At 71.5% G+C, this 18,627-nt stretch carries 16 protein-coding genes and 1 pseudogene; 3 read left to right on the top strand and 14 right to left on the bottom strand.

Going from position 1 to position 18,627, the window contains the following annotated elements:
• Positions 1–117 precede the first annotated feature (117 nt).
• Positions 118–717: a GOLPH3/VPS74 family protein gene (locus tag ACWGJ5_RS06635; RefSeq protein ID WP_453308673.1), complete on the top strand. Its 600-nt coding sequence runs from the start codon at positions 118–120 to the stop codon at positions 715–717.
• A 50-nt stretch (positions 718–767) separates the two neighbouring features.
• Here the strand turns inward: ACWGJ5_RS06635 and cimA are convergent, their stop codons facing one another.
• From cimA to ureA, 6 genes and pseudogenes are all read right to left on the bottom strand, one after another.
• Entirely contained in the window at positions 768–2,378 is a 1,611-nt protein-coding gene (gene cimA / locus ACWGJ5_RS06630; protein WP_453308672.1) for a citramalate synthase, read from the bottom strand.
• Positions 2,379–2,666: 288 nt separating this feature from the next.
• Positions 2,667–3,111: pseudogene (locus ACWGJ5_RS06625) on the bottom strand (MFS transporter); the annotation flags it as partial.
• A 78-nt stretch (positions 3,112–3,189) separates the two neighbouring features.
• Positions 3,190–3,798 (bottom strand): TetR/AcrR family transcriptional regulator, encoded by a 609-nt coding sequence (locus ACWGJ5_RS06620; protein ID WP_453308671.1) that lies wholly within the window; start codon positions 3,796–3,798, stop codon positions 3,190–3,192.
• A gap of 16 nt (positions 3,799–3,814) precedes the next feature.
• On the bottom strand, positions 3,815–4,855 hold the full coding sequence (locus tag ACWGJ5_RS06615) for an agmatine deiminase family protein (RefSeq protein WP_453308670.1): 1,041 nt from the start codon (positions 4,853–4,855) through the stop codon (positions 3,815–3,817).
• A 16-nt stretch (positions 4,856–4,871) separates the two neighbouring features.
• Positions 4,872–6,554: an urease subunit alpha gene (locus ACWGJ5_RS06610; RefSeq protein ID WP_453308669.1), complete on the bottom strand. Its 1,683-nt coding sequence runs from the start codon at positions 6,552–6,554 to the stop codon at positions 4,872–4,874.
• Positions 6,551–7,234: an urease subunit gamma gene (gene ureA, locus ACWGJ5_RS06605; protein WP_453308668.1), complete on the bottom strand. Its 684-nt coding sequence runs from the start codon at positions 7,232–7,234 to the stop codon at positions 6,551–6,553. Before ureA ends, ACWGJ5_RS06610 begins: the two co-directional genes overlap by 4 nt.
• 144 nt (positions 7,235–7,378) lie before the next feature.
• Here ureA and ACWGJ5_RS06600 point away from each other — a divergent pair, with 144 nt between their 5' ends.
• The gene (locus ACWGJ5_RS06600; protein ID WP_453308667.1) at positions 7,379–8,815 is read left to right on the top strand and encodes a cytosine permease; all 1,437 of its coding nucleotides are present in this window, start codon (positions 7,379–7,381) and stop codon (positions 8,813–8,815) included.
• A gap of 39 nt (positions 8,816–8,854) precedes the next feature.
• Here the strand turns inward: ACWGJ5_RS06600 and ACWGJ5_RS06595 are convergent, their stop codons facing one another.
• The 6 genes from ACWGJ5_RS06595 to ACWGJ5_RS06570 all read right to left on the bottom strand — a co-directional run bounded on the left by ACWGJ5_RS06595 (position 8,855) and on the right by ACWGJ5_RS06570 (position 15,194).
• On the bottom strand, positions 8,855–10,174 hold the full coding sequence (locus ACWGJ5_RS06595) for a KamA family radical SAM protein (protein WP_453308666.1): 1,320 nt from the start codon (positions 10,172–10,174) through the stop codon (positions 8,855–8,857).
• 33 nt (positions 10,175–10,207) lie between these two features.
• Complete coding sequence (locus ACWGJ5_RS06590; RefSeq protein WP_453308665.1) at positions 10,208–11,251, bottom strand: hypothetical protein; 1,044 nt, start codon at positions 11,249–11,251, stop codon at positions 10,208–10,210.
• Between the two features lie 178 nt (positions 11,252–11,429).
• Entirely contained in the window at positions 11,430–12,518 is a 1,089-nt protein-coding gene (locus tag ACWGJ5_RS06585) for a branched-chain amino acid aminotransferase (RefSeq protein WP_453308664.1), read from the bottom strand.
• Between the two features lie 247 nt (positions 12,519–12,765).
• The gene (locus ACWGJ5_RS06580) at positions 12,766–13,809 is read right to left on the bottom strand and encodes a 3-isopropylmalate dehydrogenase (RefSeq protein WP_453308663.1); all 1,044 of its coding nucleotides are present in this window, start codon (positions 13,807–13,809) and stop codon (positions 12,766–12,768) included.
• A gap of 90 nt (positions 13,810–13,899) precedes the next feature.
• A complete protein-coding gene (locus ACWGJ5_RS06575) occupies positions 13,900–14,028 on the bottom strand; it encodes a hypothetical protein (RefSeq protein ID WP_451554187.1) in 129 nt (42 codons plus the stop codon).
• 257 nt (positions 14,029–14,285) lie between these two features.
• Entirely contained in the window at positions 14,286–15,194 is a 909-nt protein-coding gene (locus tag ACWGJ5_RS06570; RefSeq protein WP_453308662.1) for a LysR family transcriptional regulator, read from the bottom strand.
• Positions 15,195–15,297: 103 nt separating this feature from the next.
• Here ACWGJ5_RS06570 and ACWGJ5_RS06565 point away from each other — a divergent pair, with 103 nt between their 5' ends.
• Positions 15,298–16,293: a zinc-binding dehydrogenase gene (locus ACWGJ5_RS06565; RefSeq protein WP_453308661.1), complete on the top strand. Its 996-nt coding sequence runs from the start codon at positions 15,298–15,300 to the stop codon at positions 16,291–16,293.
• 7 nt (positions 16,294–16,300) lie between these two features.
• Here ACWGJ5_RS06565 and ACWGJ5_RS06560 read toward each other — a convergent pair whose 3' ends face one another.
• A complete protein-coding gene (locus ACWGJ5_RS06560; protein WP_453308660.1) occupies positions 16,301–16,840 on the bottom strand; it encodes a GNAT family N-acetyltransferase in 540 nt (179 codons plus the stop codon).
• 124 nt (positions 16,841–16,964) lie between these two features.
• The gene (gene pruA / locus ACWGJ5_RS06555; protein ID WP_453308659.1) at positions 16,965–18,596 is read right to left on the bottom strand and encodes an L-glutamate gamma-semialdehyde dehydrogenase; all 1,632 of its coding nucleotides are present in this window, start codon (positions 18,594–18,596) and stop codon (positions 16,965–16,967) included.
• Positions 18,597–18,627 lie beyond the last annotated feature (31 nt).

The following is an 18,627-nucleotide window of genomic DNA, read 5'->3' as shown; positions in this document are numbered from 1 at the left end:
CAGGGGACTCCCCGCCCTCTGGACCCCCGGCCTCGTCCATCCCCCACCCGACTCGGTCGGCCGAGAGGCGGGCCACCCGTGCTGGCGGATCCGCTGCGCACGGCACATGGTGGGGGTATGACCACACCGCAGGATCTGTTCCTCGTCAGCCTGGACGTGCCCGGCGATCACCCCGTCGAGCCGGGCGACCTGTCGCTGGCACTCGCGGGGGCCGAGCTGATCGACCTTCTCGGGGCGCGGGCGCTCACCCTGGACGGTGAGCGCATCGTGCCCGGGCCCGTGCTGACCACGGGCGACCGGATGCTGGACGAGGCCGGGGCGGCGCTCGTGCGCGAGGAGCCGTACGAGACGGTCGAGGACTGGCTGTGGCGCCGCGGCGAGGGGCTGGCCACGGCCTACCGTGACGTCCTGGACACCGGGGGGCAGCTCTCCGGGAAGCGGCACCGCTGGCCGCACCGGGCCGACAAGGCGGCGGCCGCCGACACCCCGGCCCGGCGCCATGCCGCCGACCGCTGGTGGTCCCGCGAGCCGGTCCTCACCGGGCTCGCCGCCACCCTGGGCATCCAGGGCGAGCGGCCGCCCGAGGAGGAGCCCGGCGACGAGGCGGTCGTCACGGTGCTGCTGGCGGTCGGCGACGCGGTGACCGAGCTGGGGGCCGTACGGGAGCGGCGGCGCATCGAGAACGCGGCGTTCGACAACATCTGGCGCGCGCCGTAGCCGAGCGGGGGCGCTGCTCACCGAGAGGCGCCCCCGCCGAACCGGCGGAGCTACTCCGCCGGTGTCACTCCCGCCCGCAGCAGGCCGTACGTGTACGCGTCCTCCAGGGCCTGCCAGGACGCCGCGATGACGTTCTCCGCCACGCCGACCGTGGACCACTCGCCGGAGCCGTCCGAGGTGGAGATCAGGACGCGGGTGGTGGAGGAGGTGCCGTGCACGCCCTCCAGGATGCGGACCTTGTAGTCGACCAGGTCCAGCTTGGCGAGCTGCGGGTAGATCTTCTCCAGGGCCACGCGCAGCGCGCGGTCGAGGGCGTTGACCGGGCCGTTGCCCTCCGCCGTGGCGACGATCCGCTCGCTCTTGGCCCACAGCTTCACCGTGGCCTCGTTGGCGTGGGTGCCGTCGGGGCGGTCCTCGACGATGGCCCGCCAGGACTCCACGTCGAAGTACTTCAGCGGGCGGCCCTCGACCTCGGTCCGCAGCAACAGCTCGAAGCTCGCGTCCGCCGCCTCGTAGGTGTAGCCCTTGAGTTCGCGCTCCTTCACCCGCTCGACCACCCGGCCGACCAGTTCCCGGTCGCCGCCGAGGTCGATGCCGAGCTCCTTGCCCTTGAGCTCGACGGAGGCGCGGCCCGCCATGTCGGAGACCAGCATGCGCATGGTGTTGCCGACCAGCTCGGGGTCGATGTGCTGGTACAGGTCCGGGTCGACCTTGATCGCGGAGGCGTGCAGGCCGGCCTTGTGCGCGAAGGCCGACACGCCCACGTACGGCTGATGGGTGGAGGGGGTCAGGTTGACGACCTCGGCGATGGCGTGCGAGATCCGGGTCGTCTCGCGGAGCTTGCCGTCGGGCAGGACCTTCTTGCCGTACTTCAGCTCCAGGGCGGCGACGACCGGGAAGAGGTTGGCGTTGCCGACGCGCTCGCCGTAGCCGTTGGCGGTGCACTGCACGTGGGTGGCGCCCGCGTCGACGGCGGCGAGGGTGTTGGCGACCGCGCAGCCGGTGTCGTCCTGGGCGTGGATGCCGAGCCGGGCGCCGGTGTCGGCGAGGACGGTGGCGACGACGGCGTGGACCTGGGCGGGGAGCATGCCGCCGTTGGTGTCGCACAGGATCACGACGTCGGCGCCGGCCTCGGCGGCCGTACGGACGACGGCCTTGGCGTACTCGGGGTTGGCGCGGTAGCCGTCGAAGAAGTGCTCGCAGTCGACGAAGACCCGGCGGCCCTGAGACGTCAGGTACGACACCGTGTCGCGGACCATCTCCAGGTTCTCGTCGAGCGTGGTGCGCAGCGCCAGTTCCACATGCCGGTCGTGCGACTTGGCGACCAGGGTGATCACCGGGGCGCCGGACTCGAGCAGGGCCCTGACCTGCGGGTCCTCGGCGGCTTTCGCGCCGGCGCGGCGGGTGGCGCCGAAGGCGACCAGCTGGGCCTGCCTGAAGTCGATCTCCGCCTGTGCGCGGGCGAAGAACTCGGTGTCGCGGGGGTTCGCGCCGGGCCAGCCGCCCTCGATGAAGCCGACGCCGAAGTCGTCCAGGTGCCGTGCGATGGCGAGCTTGTCCGCGACGGTGAGGTTGATTCCCTCGCGCTGCGCGCCGTCGCGCAGCGTGGTGTCGAAGACGTGGAACGAGTCGTCGAGCTCGCTGGTTGCCGTCTCGGTCATGGTGTCAAGGCTCCTGTTGTGGATCTTCGGTCTTACCGGAATGACCGGCTCCACCGTCCCCCCAATGGTCCCTCGCGCTTGTCGTTCCCCGGCTGAAGGTGGGCCGGAAAACGAAAAAACCCCTCGCGGGTGCGAGAGGTCTGCGCGCGGGTCGAGGACGACGGTGGCCACCCGCACCTGGTCGTACGAGGTGGTCACTGCGGACCGGCGCGCCTGCTGCCAATAATCATGGCGAACGAGAGCACGGTGGCAGTCTGGCACACCCCCGTCCCCGGCTCCGCGACCGTCTCAGGATGCGGTCGTCGGACTGGAATCCGTACGGTCCCCCGCCCGGGCGAGGTCCAGGTCCTTCGTCTCCCGCATGGCGACGTACACCACCAGGGACACAGCGGCGCAGCCCGGTCGGTAACAGCTCGGCCTGCACACAGGCGTCGATCGAGGTGTAGCCGGTGACGACGACCAGCGCGAGCAGGGCGGGACCGAGGGCCGGCCAGAAGCTGCCGGCGTGCTTGAGCAGGGTCGTGATCGGCACGGTGAGGAGGGTGGAGCCGACCGCGAAGGTGATGAGCAGCGGGCGGCGGCCGGTGCGGTCCGACAGGGCGCCGGCGAGCGGCTGGAGGCAGGCGAAGACGATCAGCGCGGTGAAGGACACCAGCGTCGCCGTCTGCTTGGACAGTCAGGCCGAGTTGGACAGGTATTTGGTCAGACAGGTCGTGTACGTGCAGTACGCGACGGCCGGACGCGGAGTGCCGGGTGCGCCGTGGGTGGTCGCGCCCACGCGGCAAAGCCGCATGCCGATGCGGCCCCGCCCCTAGGGAACCACAGCGAGCCCCTCCTCGATGAACTCCCGTACATGCGCCAGTACTTGCTCCCGGCCGGTACCGCGCAGCCCGATGGCGACGTGGATGGAGAAACCATCGAGCAGCGCACGCAACCGCGCCGCAAAGCGGTCCGCGTCCACCCGTCGGAACTCGCCCCTCGAAATCCCCTCGGCGATCAGTGCGACCAGGTCGCGATGCCACGCGCCCTCGATGGCGACCTGCCGGGCGCGGGCTTCGTCGTCGGCGTTCTGCGAGCGGTTCCAGACCTCCAGCCACAGCGTCCAGTGCGGATCGCGGTGGCCGTCCGGAACGTACAGGTCGACGTATGCGGACAGCCGTTCCCGCGCGGTCCCGGGACGGGCCAGCAGCCGGCCACGCTCGGCGCCGAGCCGCCCCTCGCTCCACTCCAGGGTCTGCAGCAGCAGCTCGTCCTTGGAGCGGAAGTAGTACAGGAGATGGCCGCTGCTCATCCCGACCTCGCGGCCGAGCGCCGCCATGGTGAGCTTCTCCAGACCGCGCTCGGCGATCATGTCCATGGCGGCGGCGAGTACCTCCTCGCGCGGCGGCGCGTTCCTCCTCGCCCGTGCCGCACCGGCCATCCCTGTCTCCTACATCTCAGACCTTCGGCTGCTGCTGGGTGATGCAGTGGATGCCGCCCCCACCCGCGAAGATCGTACGCGCGTCCACCAGGGTCACGGTCCGCTCGGGGAAGAGCCGGCGGAAGATCCCGGCGGCGATCTCGTCGCGCGGGTCGTCGAAGCCGCACAGCACCAGGCCGCCGTTGCAGATGTAGTGGTTGATGTAGGAGTAGTCGGCCCAGTGGCCGTCGGCCTCCAGGGCGGTCGGGGCCGGCACCTCCACGACCTCCAGGCGGCGGCCGCGCGCGTCGGTCGCCGACTTCAGGATGCCGATGACCTCCTTGGTGACCTCGTGGTCGGGGTGGGCCGGGTCCGGCTGGTGGTGGGCGACGACGACACCCGGGCGGGCGAAGGCGGCGACTATGTCCACATGGCCCAGCGTGCCGAAGCCGTGGGGAGGGTAGTCGCCGGTCAGGCCGCGCGGCAGCCAGATCGCCTTCGCTGTGCCGAGGTGGGCGTGGATCTCGGCCTCCACCTGCTCCTTGGACCAGTGCGGATTGCGCTCGGGGCCGAGCTGCACGGTCTCGGTGAGCAGCACGGTGCCCTCGCCGTCGACGTGGATCGCGCCGCCCTCGTTGACCAGCTTCGAGGCGTACGTCCTGGCGCCCGCGAGGTCGGAGACGTATGCGGCGATCTTGGAGTCGTGCTCCCAGCGGGCCCAGTCCTGGGCGCCCCAGCCGTTGAACGTCCAGTCCACGGCAGCCAGTTGTCCACGGCCGTTGGTCAGGAAGGTGGGGCCGATGTCCCGCATCCAGGCGTCGTCCAGCTCGCGCTCGACGGTGTCGACGTCCGGGCCGAGCAGCGCCCGCGCCTGCGCCGACTGACCGGGACCGCAGACGACCGTCACCGGCTCGAAGCGGCGGATCGCGCGGGCCACCGAGGCCCAGGCTGCACGGGAGGCGGCGAGGTCGTCCGGGTCGTCGAAGGTGGGGTTGGGGCCCGGCCACGCCATCCAGGTGCGCTCGTGCGGGGTCCACTCGGCGGGCATGCGGAAGCCGTCGGCGGCGGGGGTCGTCATAGGAATTCCCGGATTCTCAGAGGAAGTAGAGGCGGTTGAGGGAGACGCAGTCGGCGGGCTCGGAGCGCAGCGGGTCGCCGTCGAGGGTGACCAGGCCGGTGCGCTGGTCGACGTCGACCGCGCCGATGCGGGCGTTCAGCCGCAGGTCGGCCGGGCCGATGCCCCGGGTGCCGCGCACGGCGACCCTTCTGCGCCGCGTGGGCATCGCGTCGTTGCCCTGGTCGACGGCGGCCCTGGCGACGAACGCGACCGAGATGTCGGCGGCCGTGGCGCCGTGGGAGCCGAACTGCGGTCCCAGGACGAGGGGTTCGCAGGTGTCGGTGGCCGCGTTGGGGTCGCCGGTCACGCCGTACGCCGGGAAGCCGGCCTTGAGGACGAGCTGCGGCTTGGCGCCGAAGTACTCCGGGCGCCACAGCACGATGTCGGCGAGCTTGCCGGCCTCGATGGAGCCGACCTCGTGGGAGAGGCCGTGCGCGATGGCGGGGTTGATGGTCAGCTTGGCCATGTAGCGCAGGACGCGGGCGTTGTCGTCGCCCTCGCCGTCGCCCTCCAGGGGCCCCAGCTCGGCCTTCATCTTGCCGGCCATGGCGAAGGTACGGCGGACGGTCTCACCGGCCCGGCCCATGCCCTGGGCGTCGGAGGAGGTGATGCCGATCGCGCCCAGGTCGTGCAGCACGTCCTCGGCGCCCATGGTGCCGGCGCGGATGCGGTCGCGGGCCATGGCGGCGTCGCCGGGCAGGTCGGGCTTGAGGTCGTGGACGGAGACGATCATGCCGTAGTGCTCGGCGACCGCGTCCCGGCCGAAGGGCAGGGTGGGGTTGGTGGAGGAACCGATGACGTTCGGGACGCCGGCCATCTTCAACACGTTGGGCACGTGTCCGCCGCCGCAGCCCTCGATGTGGAAGGCGTGGATGGTGCGGCCCTCCAACACCTTCAGGGTGTCCTCGACCGACAGGCACTCGTTCAGGCCGTCGCTGTGCAGGGCCACCTGGACGTCGTGCTCCTCGGCGACCCGCAGGGCGGTGTCCAGGGCCCGGGTGTGGGCGCCCATGTCCTCGTGCACCTTGAAGCCGGACGCGCCGCCCTCGGCCAGCGCCTCGACCAGGGGGGCCCGGTGGGAAGACGAACCCCGGCCCAGGAAGCCGATGTTGACCGGCCAGGCGTCGAAGGCGTTGAAGGCGTGGCGCAGCGCCCAGGGCGAGTTGACGCCGACCCCCCAGACGGGGCCGAACTCCTGCCCGATGATCGTGGTCACGCCGGAGGCGAGGGAGGCCTCCATGATGCGCGGCGACAGCAGGTGGACATGGGTGTCGACGGCCCCCGCGGTGGCGATCAGCCCCTCACCGGAGACGATCGACGTGCCCGTGCCGACGACGACGTCCACGCCGTCGAGGGTGTCCGGGTTGCCGGCCCGCCCGACCGAGCAGATCCGGCCCTCCCGGATGCCGATGGAGACCTTCCGGATGCCCTGGGCGGCGTCGATCACCACGACGTTGCTGATGACGACGTCACAGGTCTCGCGGACGGCGGCGGCCTTCAGGTGCAGTCCGTCGCGGGCGGTCTTGCCGAAGCCGGCCAGGAACTCGTCGCCGTAGCGCTGGGAGTCGGACTCCACGCGGATCGTCAGCCCGGAGTCGCCGAGGCGGATGCGGTCGCCGGCGCGGGGGCCGTGGGTGGCGGCGTACTCGTAGGGGTTCATCGGTCCTCAGCTCCCAGGTATCCGCAGGCTTCGGCCCTGCGCAGGGCCTCCTCCTTCGCGCCGGGCGCGTCCAGCGGCCCGTCGACCAGTCCGGCGAAGCCGATCGCGATCCGGTCGCCGCCGATCGGCACCAGTCCCACCTCGACGCTCTCGCCGGGGCCGAAGCGCACCGAGGAGCCCGCGGGGACGGCGAGGCGCATCCCGTAGGCCGTCTCCCGTGCGAAGTCCAGCCGCGGGTTGGCCTCGAAGAAGTGGAAGTGGGAGGTGACGGAGACCGGCACGGTCGCGGTGTTGGTGACCGTGAGCCGTACCACCGCCTCCGGCTCGACGTGCTCGGGCGCCGGGAGCAGCGCGCCCGGCGCCAGGTCGCCGAGGCCGCCGCCGATGGGGTCGGAGACCACCGCGAGCCGGGAGCCGTCGTCGAAGACCGCCTCGACCATCACCTCGGTGACGACGTCGGCGACACCCGGCAGGACGTCCTCGGGGCCGAGCAAGCAGCGGGCCGCCTCGATGGCCTCGGCGAGCCGCCGGCCGTCCCGGGCCGCCTCGCACACGGTGTCCGCGATCAGCGCGGTCGCCTCCGGCACGTTGAGCCGGAGGCCGCGCGCCCGGCGGGCCCGGGCCAGCTCGGCGGCTCCGAAGAGCAGCAGCCGGTCACGTTCCGTGGGGGTCAGTCTCACGACGCGGCACCTCCTTGCCTTCCACAGTTTAGAACATCACTCTAAACACAGAATTCATGAAACTGAAGCATTGACTGCTGGCTTTGTTTCACGGACATTGAACGTCGCTCAAACCGAACCGGCGGGAGTCGAAGGAGACCAGCCATGCCGATAGAACAGCGCGGAGTCGACACCATCCCGGACGAGGAGCGGACCAGTGGTCCGCGCGACCTCGTCTCGATCCTGCTCGGCTCCAACCTCTGTCTCGGGGTGATCATCTTCGGCTGGCTGCCGCCGTCGTTCGGGCTCGGCTGGTGGGCGTCGGTCAGCTCGATCGTCGCGGGCACGATCGTCGGTACGGCGGTGACGGCGCCGCTGGCCCTGATCTCCCTGCGCACCGCGACCAACCTCTCCACCTCCTCCGGCGCCCAGTTCGGCGTCCGGGGCCGTCTGGTCGGCTCGGTCGTCGGCCTGCTGCTCGCCCTCGGGTACACCGCGCTGACGGTGTGGATCGGCGGCGACGTGATGATCGGCGTGCTCGGCCGGATGTTCGGGCTGCCCGCGGACGGGGCGTCGTACGCCGCCGTCTACGCGCTGCTGGCCGGCGCCACGGTCGCGGGCGCGGTGTACGGCTACCGGGTGCTGCTGAAGATGTCCAAGGTCCTGTCCATCGGCATGACCGTCCTGCTGCTGCTCGGCGTCCTCGCCTACGCCCCGCACTTCACCACCGCGGCCATGCCCGGGACGGGCGGCTATCTGCTCGGCTCCTTCTGGCCGACCTGGTTGCTTTCGGCCGTGGCGGCCGGCCTGTCCGGTCCCATCGCCTTCATCACCCTGCTCGGCGACTACACCCGCTACATCTCCCCCGCCCGGCACTCGGGCCGCCGCGTCCTGAAGGCCACTTGGCTGGGCCTGATCCTGGGCCTGCTGGTGCCGCAGCTGTTCGGCACGTTCACGGCGTACGGCGCCCGCGCAGCGCTCGACTACGCCGGTCCCCTGGTGGCGGCCTCGCCCACCTGGTACCTCATCCCGCTGCTGCTGTCCGCCTCGGCCGGCTCGGTGGGCAACGCCGGTCTGATGCTGTACTCCATGGGCCTGGACCTGGACGCCATCCTGCCCCGGGCCTCCCGCGCCCGCGCCACCTGCACGGTCGCGATCGTCGCCACGGCCTGCGTCTTCGTCGGCCACTACGCCTGGAACGCGCAGTCCGCGATGACGTCCTTCGTCCTGCTCCTCACCGCCATCGGCACCCCGTGGGCCGTGATCACCCTCATCGGCTTCGCCCGCTGCCGGGGTGTCTACGACGCCGACGCCCTGCAGGTCTTCAACCGCCGTTCGCGTGGCGGGATCTACTGGTACCGGGCCGGCTGGAACATCCGGGCGACCGTCTCCTGGGCCCTGGGCGCCGGGGTCGGTCTGCTGGCGGTGTCCCTGCCGTCGTACCAGGGCCCGCTGCTGCACCTGACCGGCGGCGTGGACTGCAGCTTCCTGCTGTCGGGCGCGGCCGGCGGCCTGATCTACCTGATCCTGGCGCCCCGGCAGCAGGCCTCGGCCCGCGTCGAGGCCGCGCAGGAACCGGTCGGCGCGGAGAGCCGGGGCTGAGCGAGTCCCGGCGAAGTCCGGTGCGGTTCGGTCAGGCAGTCACCCCGCCTCCAGCCCCGGCAGGAACCGCTCGGCGCCGAACGCCGGCTTCAGGTCGGTGAACCAGGTCGCGTCCTCGTCGTACGCGGCGAAGAACGGGCGGTCGACCAGCTCGGGGTCGCGGGCCTGGATGAGGTGGAGGACGAAGACCTTCTCGCCCGCCACCTCGGCGATGCCGTCCACGCAGACCTTGCCCGGCATCGCCGACATCACCGGCCCGCGCACCGTGCGGGCGAGCCCGGAGACCCTGGCGTAGGCGTCCCGGAAGATCGCGTGGCCGCGGGCCAGCGGCACCCCGAAGTAGCCCTGCGGGCCGGTGTCCCGCTCCACGAACTGGTAGTACGGCACCGCCCCCAGCGCGGTCGTCTCCTCCCACAGCTCCGCCCATGCCTCGGCGCTGTCGTTGATCCCGGCGACCAGCGGCCCCTGGCAGCGGATCACGGCGCCGGTGTCCCGGACCCGGCGCATCGCCTCCCGCACCACCGGCGGGCGCAGTTCCCGCGGGTGGGTGAAGTGGGCCATGAGCGCCAGGTGGCGGCCGCTCGCGACGACCTTCTCGAAGAGCCGGAGCAGGTCGTCGGCGTCCCGGTCGGTCAGGAAGCGGTACGGCCAGAAGGCGAGCGCCTTGGTGCCGATCCGGACCGAGCGGACGGTGTCGATGGCCAGCAGCGGCTCCACATAGCGGCGCAGCACCTCGGTGCTCATCACCAGCGGGTCGCCGCCGGTGATGAGCGTGCTGGTCACCTCGGGGTGGGCGCGCAGGTAGGCGCTGGTGGCGGCGATGTCGTCGGTGGCGATGCGCAGCTCGGACTCGCCGACGAACTGCGGCCAGCGGAAGCAGTAGGTGCAGTAGGCGTGGCAGGTCTGGCCCTGCCGCGGGAAGATCAGCACCGTCTCGGAGTACTTGTGCTGAAGCCCCGTCAGGCGGCGGCCCTCGTGCACGGGGACGTTCGCGTCGAGCTGGCCGGAGGGGTGCGGGTTGAGCCGCATCCGGATCTCGTGCGCGGCGCGCCGGACCTCGGCGGCGGGCGCGTCCTGCGCGAGCAGGTCCGCCATCCGACGCAGTTCGTGCGCGGGCAGCATGCCGCTCTGCGGGAAGGTCAGCCGGAAGACGGGGTCGTCGGGGACGGCCGACCAGTCGATCAGTTCGTCCACCACGTAGGAGTTCGTGCGGAAGGGCAGGACCGCCGACACGGCCCGCAGGGCGAGCCGCTCGGCGGGCGGCAGGGACACCCGGTCCAGCAGTCCGTCCAGGTCACGGGGGGTGAAGGCGCGATACCGGGGTCTCGCGTGCAAAGCGGGGTGGAGCGCTGAACTCATCTGTGCCAGGGCCTCTATTCTGTGCCGGGTCCGCTATTCCGTGACCAGGACCGGCGGTCGCAGCTCTACGAAGGCGGCCGCCGACGCATCGTACTTCTCCGCGAAGTGCTGGATGAGGAGGGCGTGCAGCGGACTTTCGTCGTCGACCACGATCAGCTCGTGCCCACCCGGTACGGTCAAGACCTCGCTGAAGGCGGAGAGTTGGTCGAGGCGGTGCCGGGCCATGTACGACACCAGGTCGGGTCCGGCGACGTACAGGCGGTCCTCGACGGACACGAACGGGCAGCGGAACTCCCGGCGGCCGTCGGAGGCGTCGACCAGGGTGAGCGGCAGCCGGGTGAAGTGCTCCATCGGCTTGCTCTGCCCCCACAGCTCGTCGAAGCGCTGCTCCACGAAGGTGCCGAGCGGGGAGCGGACGGCGACCTCCAGCTGGACGCCCTCGCCGGAGAGCCGGCCCACCGTGAGGAAGGAGACCAGACAGCGCTCGTCCCAGCGGTAGAGCGTCACACCGGGGGACGTCTGGCACAGGCGGACCTCGAGCAGGGTGCGGGAGGTGCCGTCCAGGCGATGCGCGAAGTGGTCCAGGGTGCGCAGGTTGCGCATGATGTCGCGGCGGATGTCGGCGCTCTGCTCGCCCAGTTCACGGCCGCGCAGGATGACGGCGAGCGAGTCGGGGTCCAGCAGCAGGATCTGCACCCGCGACCCGTGCGCGGTGGCCGCCTTGATCCCCCGGAAGAGACGCTCGGAGAACTGCGGCCCGAACAGGTTGGAGAAGGTGTCCAGCACCTTCACGCAGGCCGTGGCGCCGTGCACCTGGGAAGCGAACCACTCGTAGTCCAGCCGGGTGTGTTCACGCACCCGGCCCTCCTGGGCGCGGGAGATCAGCGGGCCGATCACGAACACGGTGGTGACCACGCCGACGAGGTCGGTGCCGAGGTTGAGGGCGAGGTTCTGCTGGTAGGCGTCCATGCCGTGCGCGGTCCACAGCAGCAGGCCGGCGCAGCCGGTGAGGGCCGCCAGCGCGGTGAGGCTCTGCGGGCGGCGCGGGGTCCGTAACGCGCGCAGTAACCAGCGCATTCGTGGCACCGGAGACCAAGCGTTCACGTGCGCCCCTCCCCCGTGTCGGGTGTCACCCCGGATGCGTGTCCGCGGGGGCACGCTCCCCCGCGGAAGGGGTGGATACCCGGACGGGAGTGGTGGTACGCCTCGAACGCGCGCACCATTCACTCCCGTCGGGCGGCCGGTGAAGCGGACCTCAGCCGATCCTGTGCATCCAGCCGTGCTTGTCCTCCGTCACGCCGCGCTGGATGCCGAGCAGGGCCTCGCGCAGGCGGATGGTGACCTGGCCGGGGGTGCCGTCGCCGTGGGTCCACGCGTCCGTCCTGGTCTTGACGTGGCCGATGGGCGTGACCACGGCGGCGGTGCCGCAGGCGAAGACCTCGGTGAGCGCGCCGGAGGCCGCGTCCGCACGCCACTGCTCCAGGGTGACCACGCCCTCCTCGGCGGTGTAGCCGAGGTCGCGGGCGACCTGGAGCAGGGAGTCGCGGGTGATGCCCTCCAGGATCGAGCCGGTCAGGGCGGGGGTGACGATCCGGTCGCCGTAGACGAAGGCGACGTTCATGCTGCCGCTCTCCTCGACCTTGGTGCGGGTCACCGCGTCGAGGTAGACGACCTGGTCGCAGCCGTGCGCCGCGGCTTCGGCCTGCGGCAGCAGCGAGGCGGCGTAGTTGCCGCCGGTCTTGGCGTCGCCGGTGCCGCCGGGGACGGCGCGGACGTGGTCCTCGGAGACCCAGATGGTGACCGGCTTGACGCCACCGGCGAAGTAGGCGCCGGAGGGCGAGGCGATGAGCATGAACAGGTACTCGTTCGCCGGGTGCACGCCGAGCGCCGCCTCCGTGGCGAACATGAACGGGCGCAGGTACAGGGACTTTTCGCCGCCGTGCGCCGGAACCCAGTCGGCGTCCTGGGCGAGCAGCGCGTCCAGCGCGGCGATGAACAGCTCCTCGGGCAGCTCGGCCATGGCCATGCGGCGCGCGGAGTTGCGGAAGCGGCGGGCGTTCGCCTCGGGGCGGAACAGCGCGATCGAGCCGTCGGACTGGCGGTAGGCCTTCAGCCCCTCGAAGATCTCCTGGCCGTAGTGCAGGACGTGGGTGGAGGGGTCGAGGGAGATCGGGCCGTACGGGACGAGCTGGGCGTCGTGCCAGCCGCGGCCCTCGGTCCACTTGATCGTCACCATGTGGTCGGTGAAGTGGCGGCCGAACCCCGGGTTGGCCAGGATCGCCTCGCGCTCTGCGGCGGCGAGGGGGCTGGCGGAGGGCTTGAGCTCGATCGTGGGCGTCGTCATGAGTGATGTGTCCTTCACCGGTTGTCGTGACGGGCCGCGCTCACGCCCCGTCACTGTGACCTGCCAGTGTTAGGACGTCCGAGCTTTCCCTCATACCGCGGCTCCGCGTCCGATTATCGCGCGGGGCCCGCGGCGGAAGGAATGGGGGTGAAAGCGGCCCAGGGGTCGATGGTGGCACCCGGCGGGGACATGGGAAAGCCGCCGGGTGGTCGTCCGACCCGGCGGCTTCTCGTGGGTGAGCGCCGGGTCAGCCGGCTACTCGGGCGGCGAGCGCGTCGCCGACCTGCGAAGTGCTGCGGGTACCCAGTGCGGCGCGCTCGGTCAGGTCCGCGGCGACCGCCGCGTCGATGCGGTCGGCCTCGCTGTCGTAGCCGAGGTGACGCAGCAGCAGGGCGACGGACAGGACCGTGGCGGTGGGGTCGGCCTTGCCCTGCCCGGCGATGTCGGGCGCGGAACCGTGGACCGGCTCGAACATCGAGGGGAACTCGCGGGAGGGGTTGATGTTCCCGCTCGCGGCCACGCCGATACCGCCGGAGACGGCCGCGGCGAGGTCGGTGACGATGTCGCCGAAGAGGTTGTCGGTGACGATCACGTCGAACCGCTCGGGCTGGGTGACCAGGTAGATGGTGGCCGCGTCGACGTGCATGTACTCGGTGGTGACCTCGGGGAACTCCGCGGCCACCTTGTTGAAGACGTTGGTCCACAGGTGACCCGCGAAGGTCAGCACGTTGTTCTTGTGGATCAGCGCGAGCTTCTTGCGCGGGCGGGCCTGGGCGCGGGCGAAGGCGTCGCGGACCACGCGCTCGACACCGAAGGCGGTGTTGACGGAGACCTCGGTGGCGACCTCGTGCTCGGTGCCCTTGCGGATGGTGCCGCCGTTGCCGGTGTACGGGCCCTCGGTGCCCTCACGGACGACGACGAAGTCGATCTCCGGCTGGCCGGCGAGCGGGGTGGCGACGCCGGGGAGGAGCTTCGACGGGCGCAGGTTGACGTGGTGGTCGAAGGCGAAGCGGAGCTTGAGGAGGAAGCCGCGCTCCAGGACACCGGACGGCACCGACGGGTCGCCGATGGCGCCGAGCAGGATGGCGTCGTGCTGCTTCAGCGCGTCGAGGTCGGCGTCGGTGAGGGTCTCACCGGTGGCGTGGTAGCGCTTGGCGCCGAAGTCGTACTCCTTGGTCTCCAGCTTCACGTCCCCGGGCAGGACGGCGGAGAGGACCTTGAGACCCTCGGACACGACTTCCTGTCCGATGCCGTCTCCGGGGATCACTGCGAGATCGATGCTGCGAGACATGCGGGCACCCTACTCCTCGTCCCAGGTGATGACACGGCCCGTCCACCATTTGGACGGCGGGAGACGGCCCGGACGGCGTCGGACGAGAGCTCAGTGGCCGGTCTCGCCGCCGTTGTCGCGGCGGTCGAGGGCACGCTGGAGGGCGGCGGCGGCATTCTTGCGGTCGGACTCGCTCGCGCGGGTCACGTGGCGGACGCGGCGGACGGTCGTCTCGGCCATGGGAATCGACTCCTTCGGCAAACACGGAGCACGGCAATGAGAGATTGCGAGACTCCCCCACTGCCTAAAGGGCGTGGGGGGACCCCCAGAAGGGGCGGGGAGCCGAAGGGCCGCAGGGGTTGCCTGCACCGGGCCCGGCTCACGACCGCCGTTCGCTTGATCGAGCGAGACGTTCGGCTCCTACAAAGTTAAGGGAGCGGCCCGGTTCTGTCTGCACAACTACTCGGACTTCCTACTATCTGAGACGGTGGACCGCGTCACACCGCTCTGAGCTGGGCTTTCGTGCGTTCGGGTGAGGGTGCGCCCAGGAAGCGAAGGCTGCGGATCATGGCTCGTACGGCGGCGGTGGCGGCGAGCTCCGGGGTGGTGACGTAACCGACGGAGCGGTACGGCCGTTCGGGCCCGAGGTCGGTGATCGCGACGGCGGGAGGCGCCCCGGTGAGGGACAGCGCGGGCATGATCGCCATGCCGAGCCCGCTGCCCACCATCGACAGCACCGCGCCGTCGTCCTCGGCCTTGACCGTCGCCGCCGGGATCCAGTCCTGGGCGGCCCACCAGGCGCGGGTGTAGGAACCGCAGTTCTCGGCCCAGTCGACGAGCGGCAGGGTGCGCGGGTCGGGGTGCCCGGCCGGATGCACCAGGGAGTACGGCTCCTCAAGCAGCGCCCCGCCGACCAGTCCGGCGGGCGGCGGTCCGCTCAGGGTGGCGATCCCGAGGTCGGCCCGCCCGGCGGCGACCTCGCCCGCGGTGCCGGCGCCCAGTTCCCGTACGACGGTGACGGTCACCTCGATGCCGGGGTGCCGGGCGGCGAGCCGTTCCAGGGCGGGCGGCAGCAGATGCAGGGCGGCGCTGCGGAAGGCGGCGATGCGCAGCGGCCCGGAGAGTTCGCCGGTGTCCGCCCCGCGGACGTCGGCGGCCAGTGCCTGGAGCATGCGCAGCACCCGCCGTGCATGGGCCGCCGCCCGCTCCCCCGCGGGCGTCGGCCGGGCACCGAACCGCCCGCGCTCGAAGAGGACGACCCCGAGCTTCCGCTCGATGCCGCGCACAGCGTGCGAGACGGCGGACTGGGTGGCCCCGAGCCGGGCGGCCGCGGCGGAGAACCCACCCTCGTCGGCCACCGCGACCAGGATCCTCAGCTCCTGCGGGGCAAGGTCGACCGCTGTCATTCGGGGCTCCCACCTGCGTTCATGAGACCGCTTCATGGATCGGCGCGTTCCATGAGCCCAACCCCCTGCCCGCGCCCCGCATTCCTCCCTAGCGTCCCCTGTCATGACCGAGATCGCGCTCACCGTGCAGCAGACCGCCCGCCCCACCGGCTTCCCCACGGCCGACCACTTCCGCTTCGCCGAGTCCCCGGTGCCCGAGCCGGCCCCCGGCACGGCCCTGGTGGAGAACCTGCTGTGGTCCGTGGACCCGTACCACCGCGAGATGATGGACGGGGACTTCGCGCTGCACGCCCCGCTGGAGGGCCGCACGCTGGGCCGGGTCACCGCCTCCCGTACCCCGGAGCTGCCGGAGGGCGAGATCGTCTTCCACCGCCTGGGCTGGCGCACGCACTCGGTGGTGCGCCCCGAGGAGGTCCGCCGGCTCCCGCACCACCCGGGCGTTCCGCTGTCGGCGTATCTGAGCGTGCTGGGCGGCACGGGCCTGACGGCGTACGTCGCCCTGACCCGGATCGCCCGGCTGCGCGAGGGCGAGGACGTGTTCGTCTCCGGTGCGGCGGGCGGGGTCGGCACGGCGGCCGGCCGCTTCGCCCGGCTGCTCGGCGCCGGCCGGGTGATCGGCAGCGCGGGCACCGAGGAGAAGGTGAAGTACCTGACGGAACAGGTCGGTTACGACACGGCCTTCGACTACCGCACGGCCCCGGCCGCCGGCCTGCTGGCCCGGGCCGCCCCCACCGGCATCGACGTCTTCGTGGACAACGTCGGCGGGGAGCAGCTCGGCGCGGCGATCGGCGCGCTGCGCGAGTGGGGCCGGGTGGTGCGGGTCGGCACGATCAGCCAGTACAACACCCCCGATGCCCCGCCCGTCCTCTTCGACCACGCGGACGTGGTGGAGAAGAGCCTGCGGATCGAGGGCTTCCTGGTGAAGGACCACCGGGACGCGCAGGAAGAGCTGTACGACTTCGCCGTACCGCATCTGCGCAGCGGGACGCTGGCGGCGGACGAGACGGTGGTCGACGGGTTCGGGCGGATCGTGGAGGCGTTCCTGCTGATGCTGCGCGGCGGGAACACGGGCAAGGTCCTGGTGCGCGGGACGGGCTGACGTAGCATCAGGTGACGTCTCCGTCCCGCCAGTCGAAGACCAGCTCCCGGCCGGGGTCCAGCGGTCCGGCGAGCGCGGGCCGCACGTAGATACCCCCCTCCTCCTCCGGCAGCCGCACGATCCCGTCCGGCGAGAGGGCGTGCACCCGCCCCCTCCACTGCTGCCAGCCCCGGGCGGCGTACAGCGGGGCCCCCTCCTCGCTCGCGGAGAGCGCGCCGAGGTCGTAGGCCCGTTCGATCACCCGCTCCACCTCGGCCATGACCCGCCCGCCGAGCCCGGTGCGCCGCGCGTCCGGCCGTACGGCGACGGCCTCGACGTACCCGGTGCGCAGCCAGCGCCCCCGGTGCCGGATCCGCCGCATCACCACGGACCCGTGCGCGGCGAGCCCGCCCCCGTCACGGACGAGCACATGCATCCCGCCGAGCCCGTGGTTCCAGTCCTCGTCGGAGAAGCCACCGTCGAACGCCTCGTCCAACAGGGCACGGGCGGCGTCGAGTTCGGCGGGTTCGAGGTCGGCGGTGTGGGCGAGACGCACTCGGATGACCATGGCGCCATCGTCTCACCCGACCGCTGGAACGGGTGCCGTGGGGAAGGACCGTCCGTGGATGGGAACGGGCCGGCAAGCCTGCTCAGAGGTCAGGCTTGCCGGCCCGTGTTCAGGGGGCTGGGGGTCAGCCCATGTGCGGGTAGGAGTAGTCGGTCGGCGGGACCAGGGTCTCCTTGATGGCGCGGGTCAGGGTCCAGCGCAGCAGGTTCTGCGGGGCGCCGGCCTTGTCGTTGGTGCCGGAGGCGCGGCCGCCGCCGAAGGGCTGCTGGCCGACGACGGCGCCGGTCGACTTGTCGTTGATGTAGAAGTTGCCCGCCGCGTAGCGGAGCTTCTCCATCGTGTACGCCGCCGCGGCGCGGTCGCCCGCGATGACCGAACCGGTGAGGGCGTAGTCGGACACCGACTCCATCTGGGTCAGCATCTCGTCGTACTTGTCGTCCTCGTAGACGTGCACGGCGAGGAACGGGCCGAAGTACTCGGTGCGGAAGACCTCGTTCTCCGGGTCGGAGCACTCGACGACGGTCGGGCGGACGAAGTAGCCGACCGAGTCGTCGTAGCTGCCGCCCGCGACGATCGTGCAGGCCGGGTCCTGCTTGGCACGGTCGATCGCGGCCTTGTTCTTGGCGAAGGCACGGTCGTCGATCACGGCGCCGATGAAGTTCGACAGGTCGGTGACGTCACCCATGGTGAGGTAGTCGACCTCGGCGGCGAACTCCTCCTTGAAGCCCGCGTTCCAGATGGACGCCGGGACGTAGGCGCGGGAGGTGGCGCTGCACTTCTGGCCCTGGTACTCGAAGGCACCGCGGGTCAGGGCGGTCTTCAGCACCGCGCGGTCGGCGCTCGGGTGGGCGACCAGGAAGTCCTTGCCGCCGGTCTCGCCGACCAGACGCGGGTACGAGCGGTACTTCTCGATGTTGTTGCCGACCGTCTTCCACAGGTACTGGAAGGTCTTGGTCGAACCGGTGAAGTGGATGCCGGCCAGGTCGCGGTGGACCAGGGCGACCTTGGAGACCTCGATGCCGTCGCCCGTGACCAGGTTGATGACGCCCTTGGGAAGGCCCGCCTCCTCCAGGAGCTGCATCAGCAGCACGGCCGCGTGGGTCTGGGTCGGGGACGGCTTCCAGACGACGACGTTGCCCATGAGGGCGGGGGCCGTCGGCAGGTTGCCCGCGATGGCGCTGAAGTTGAAGGGCGTGATCGCGTAGACGAAGCCCTCCAGCGGACGGTGGTCGAGACGGTTCCACACGCCCGGGGAGTTCGCCGGGGGCTGCTCGGCGAGGATCTGGCGGGCGAAGTGGACGTTGAACCGCCAGAAGTCGACGAGCTCACAGGGGCTGTCGATCTCCGCCTGCTGCGCGGTCTTCGACTGGCCGAGCATGGTGGAGGCGGCGATCGTCTCGCGCCAGGGGCCGGCCAGCAGCTCGGCGGCGCGCAGGATGATCGCGGCGCGGTCGTCGAAGGACATGGCACGCCAGGCCGGCGCGGCGGCGAGGGCCGCGTCGATGGCGTCCTGCGCGTCCTGCTGCGTGGCGTGGCGGCCGGTGCCGATGACGGCCTTGTGGTTGTGCGGCTGGACCACCTGGAACAGCTCGCCACCGCCCATCCGCTTCTCGCCGCCGATGGTCATCGACAGGTCGATCGGGTTCTCGGCCAGCTCCTTGAGCTTGGCCTCCAGCCGGACACGCTCGGGCGAGCCGGGGGCGTAGCCGTGCACCGGCTCGTTGACCGGGGCGGGGACCTGGGTCACAGCGTCCATAGGTTCCTTGACTCCTTGTACGTGAGCGGGT

It is taken from the genome of Streptomyces sp. NPDC054783, assembly GCF_053611725.1.
Note: the sequence above shows the minus strand (reverse complement) of the source record. Positions and strands in the feature narration are given on the sequence as shown.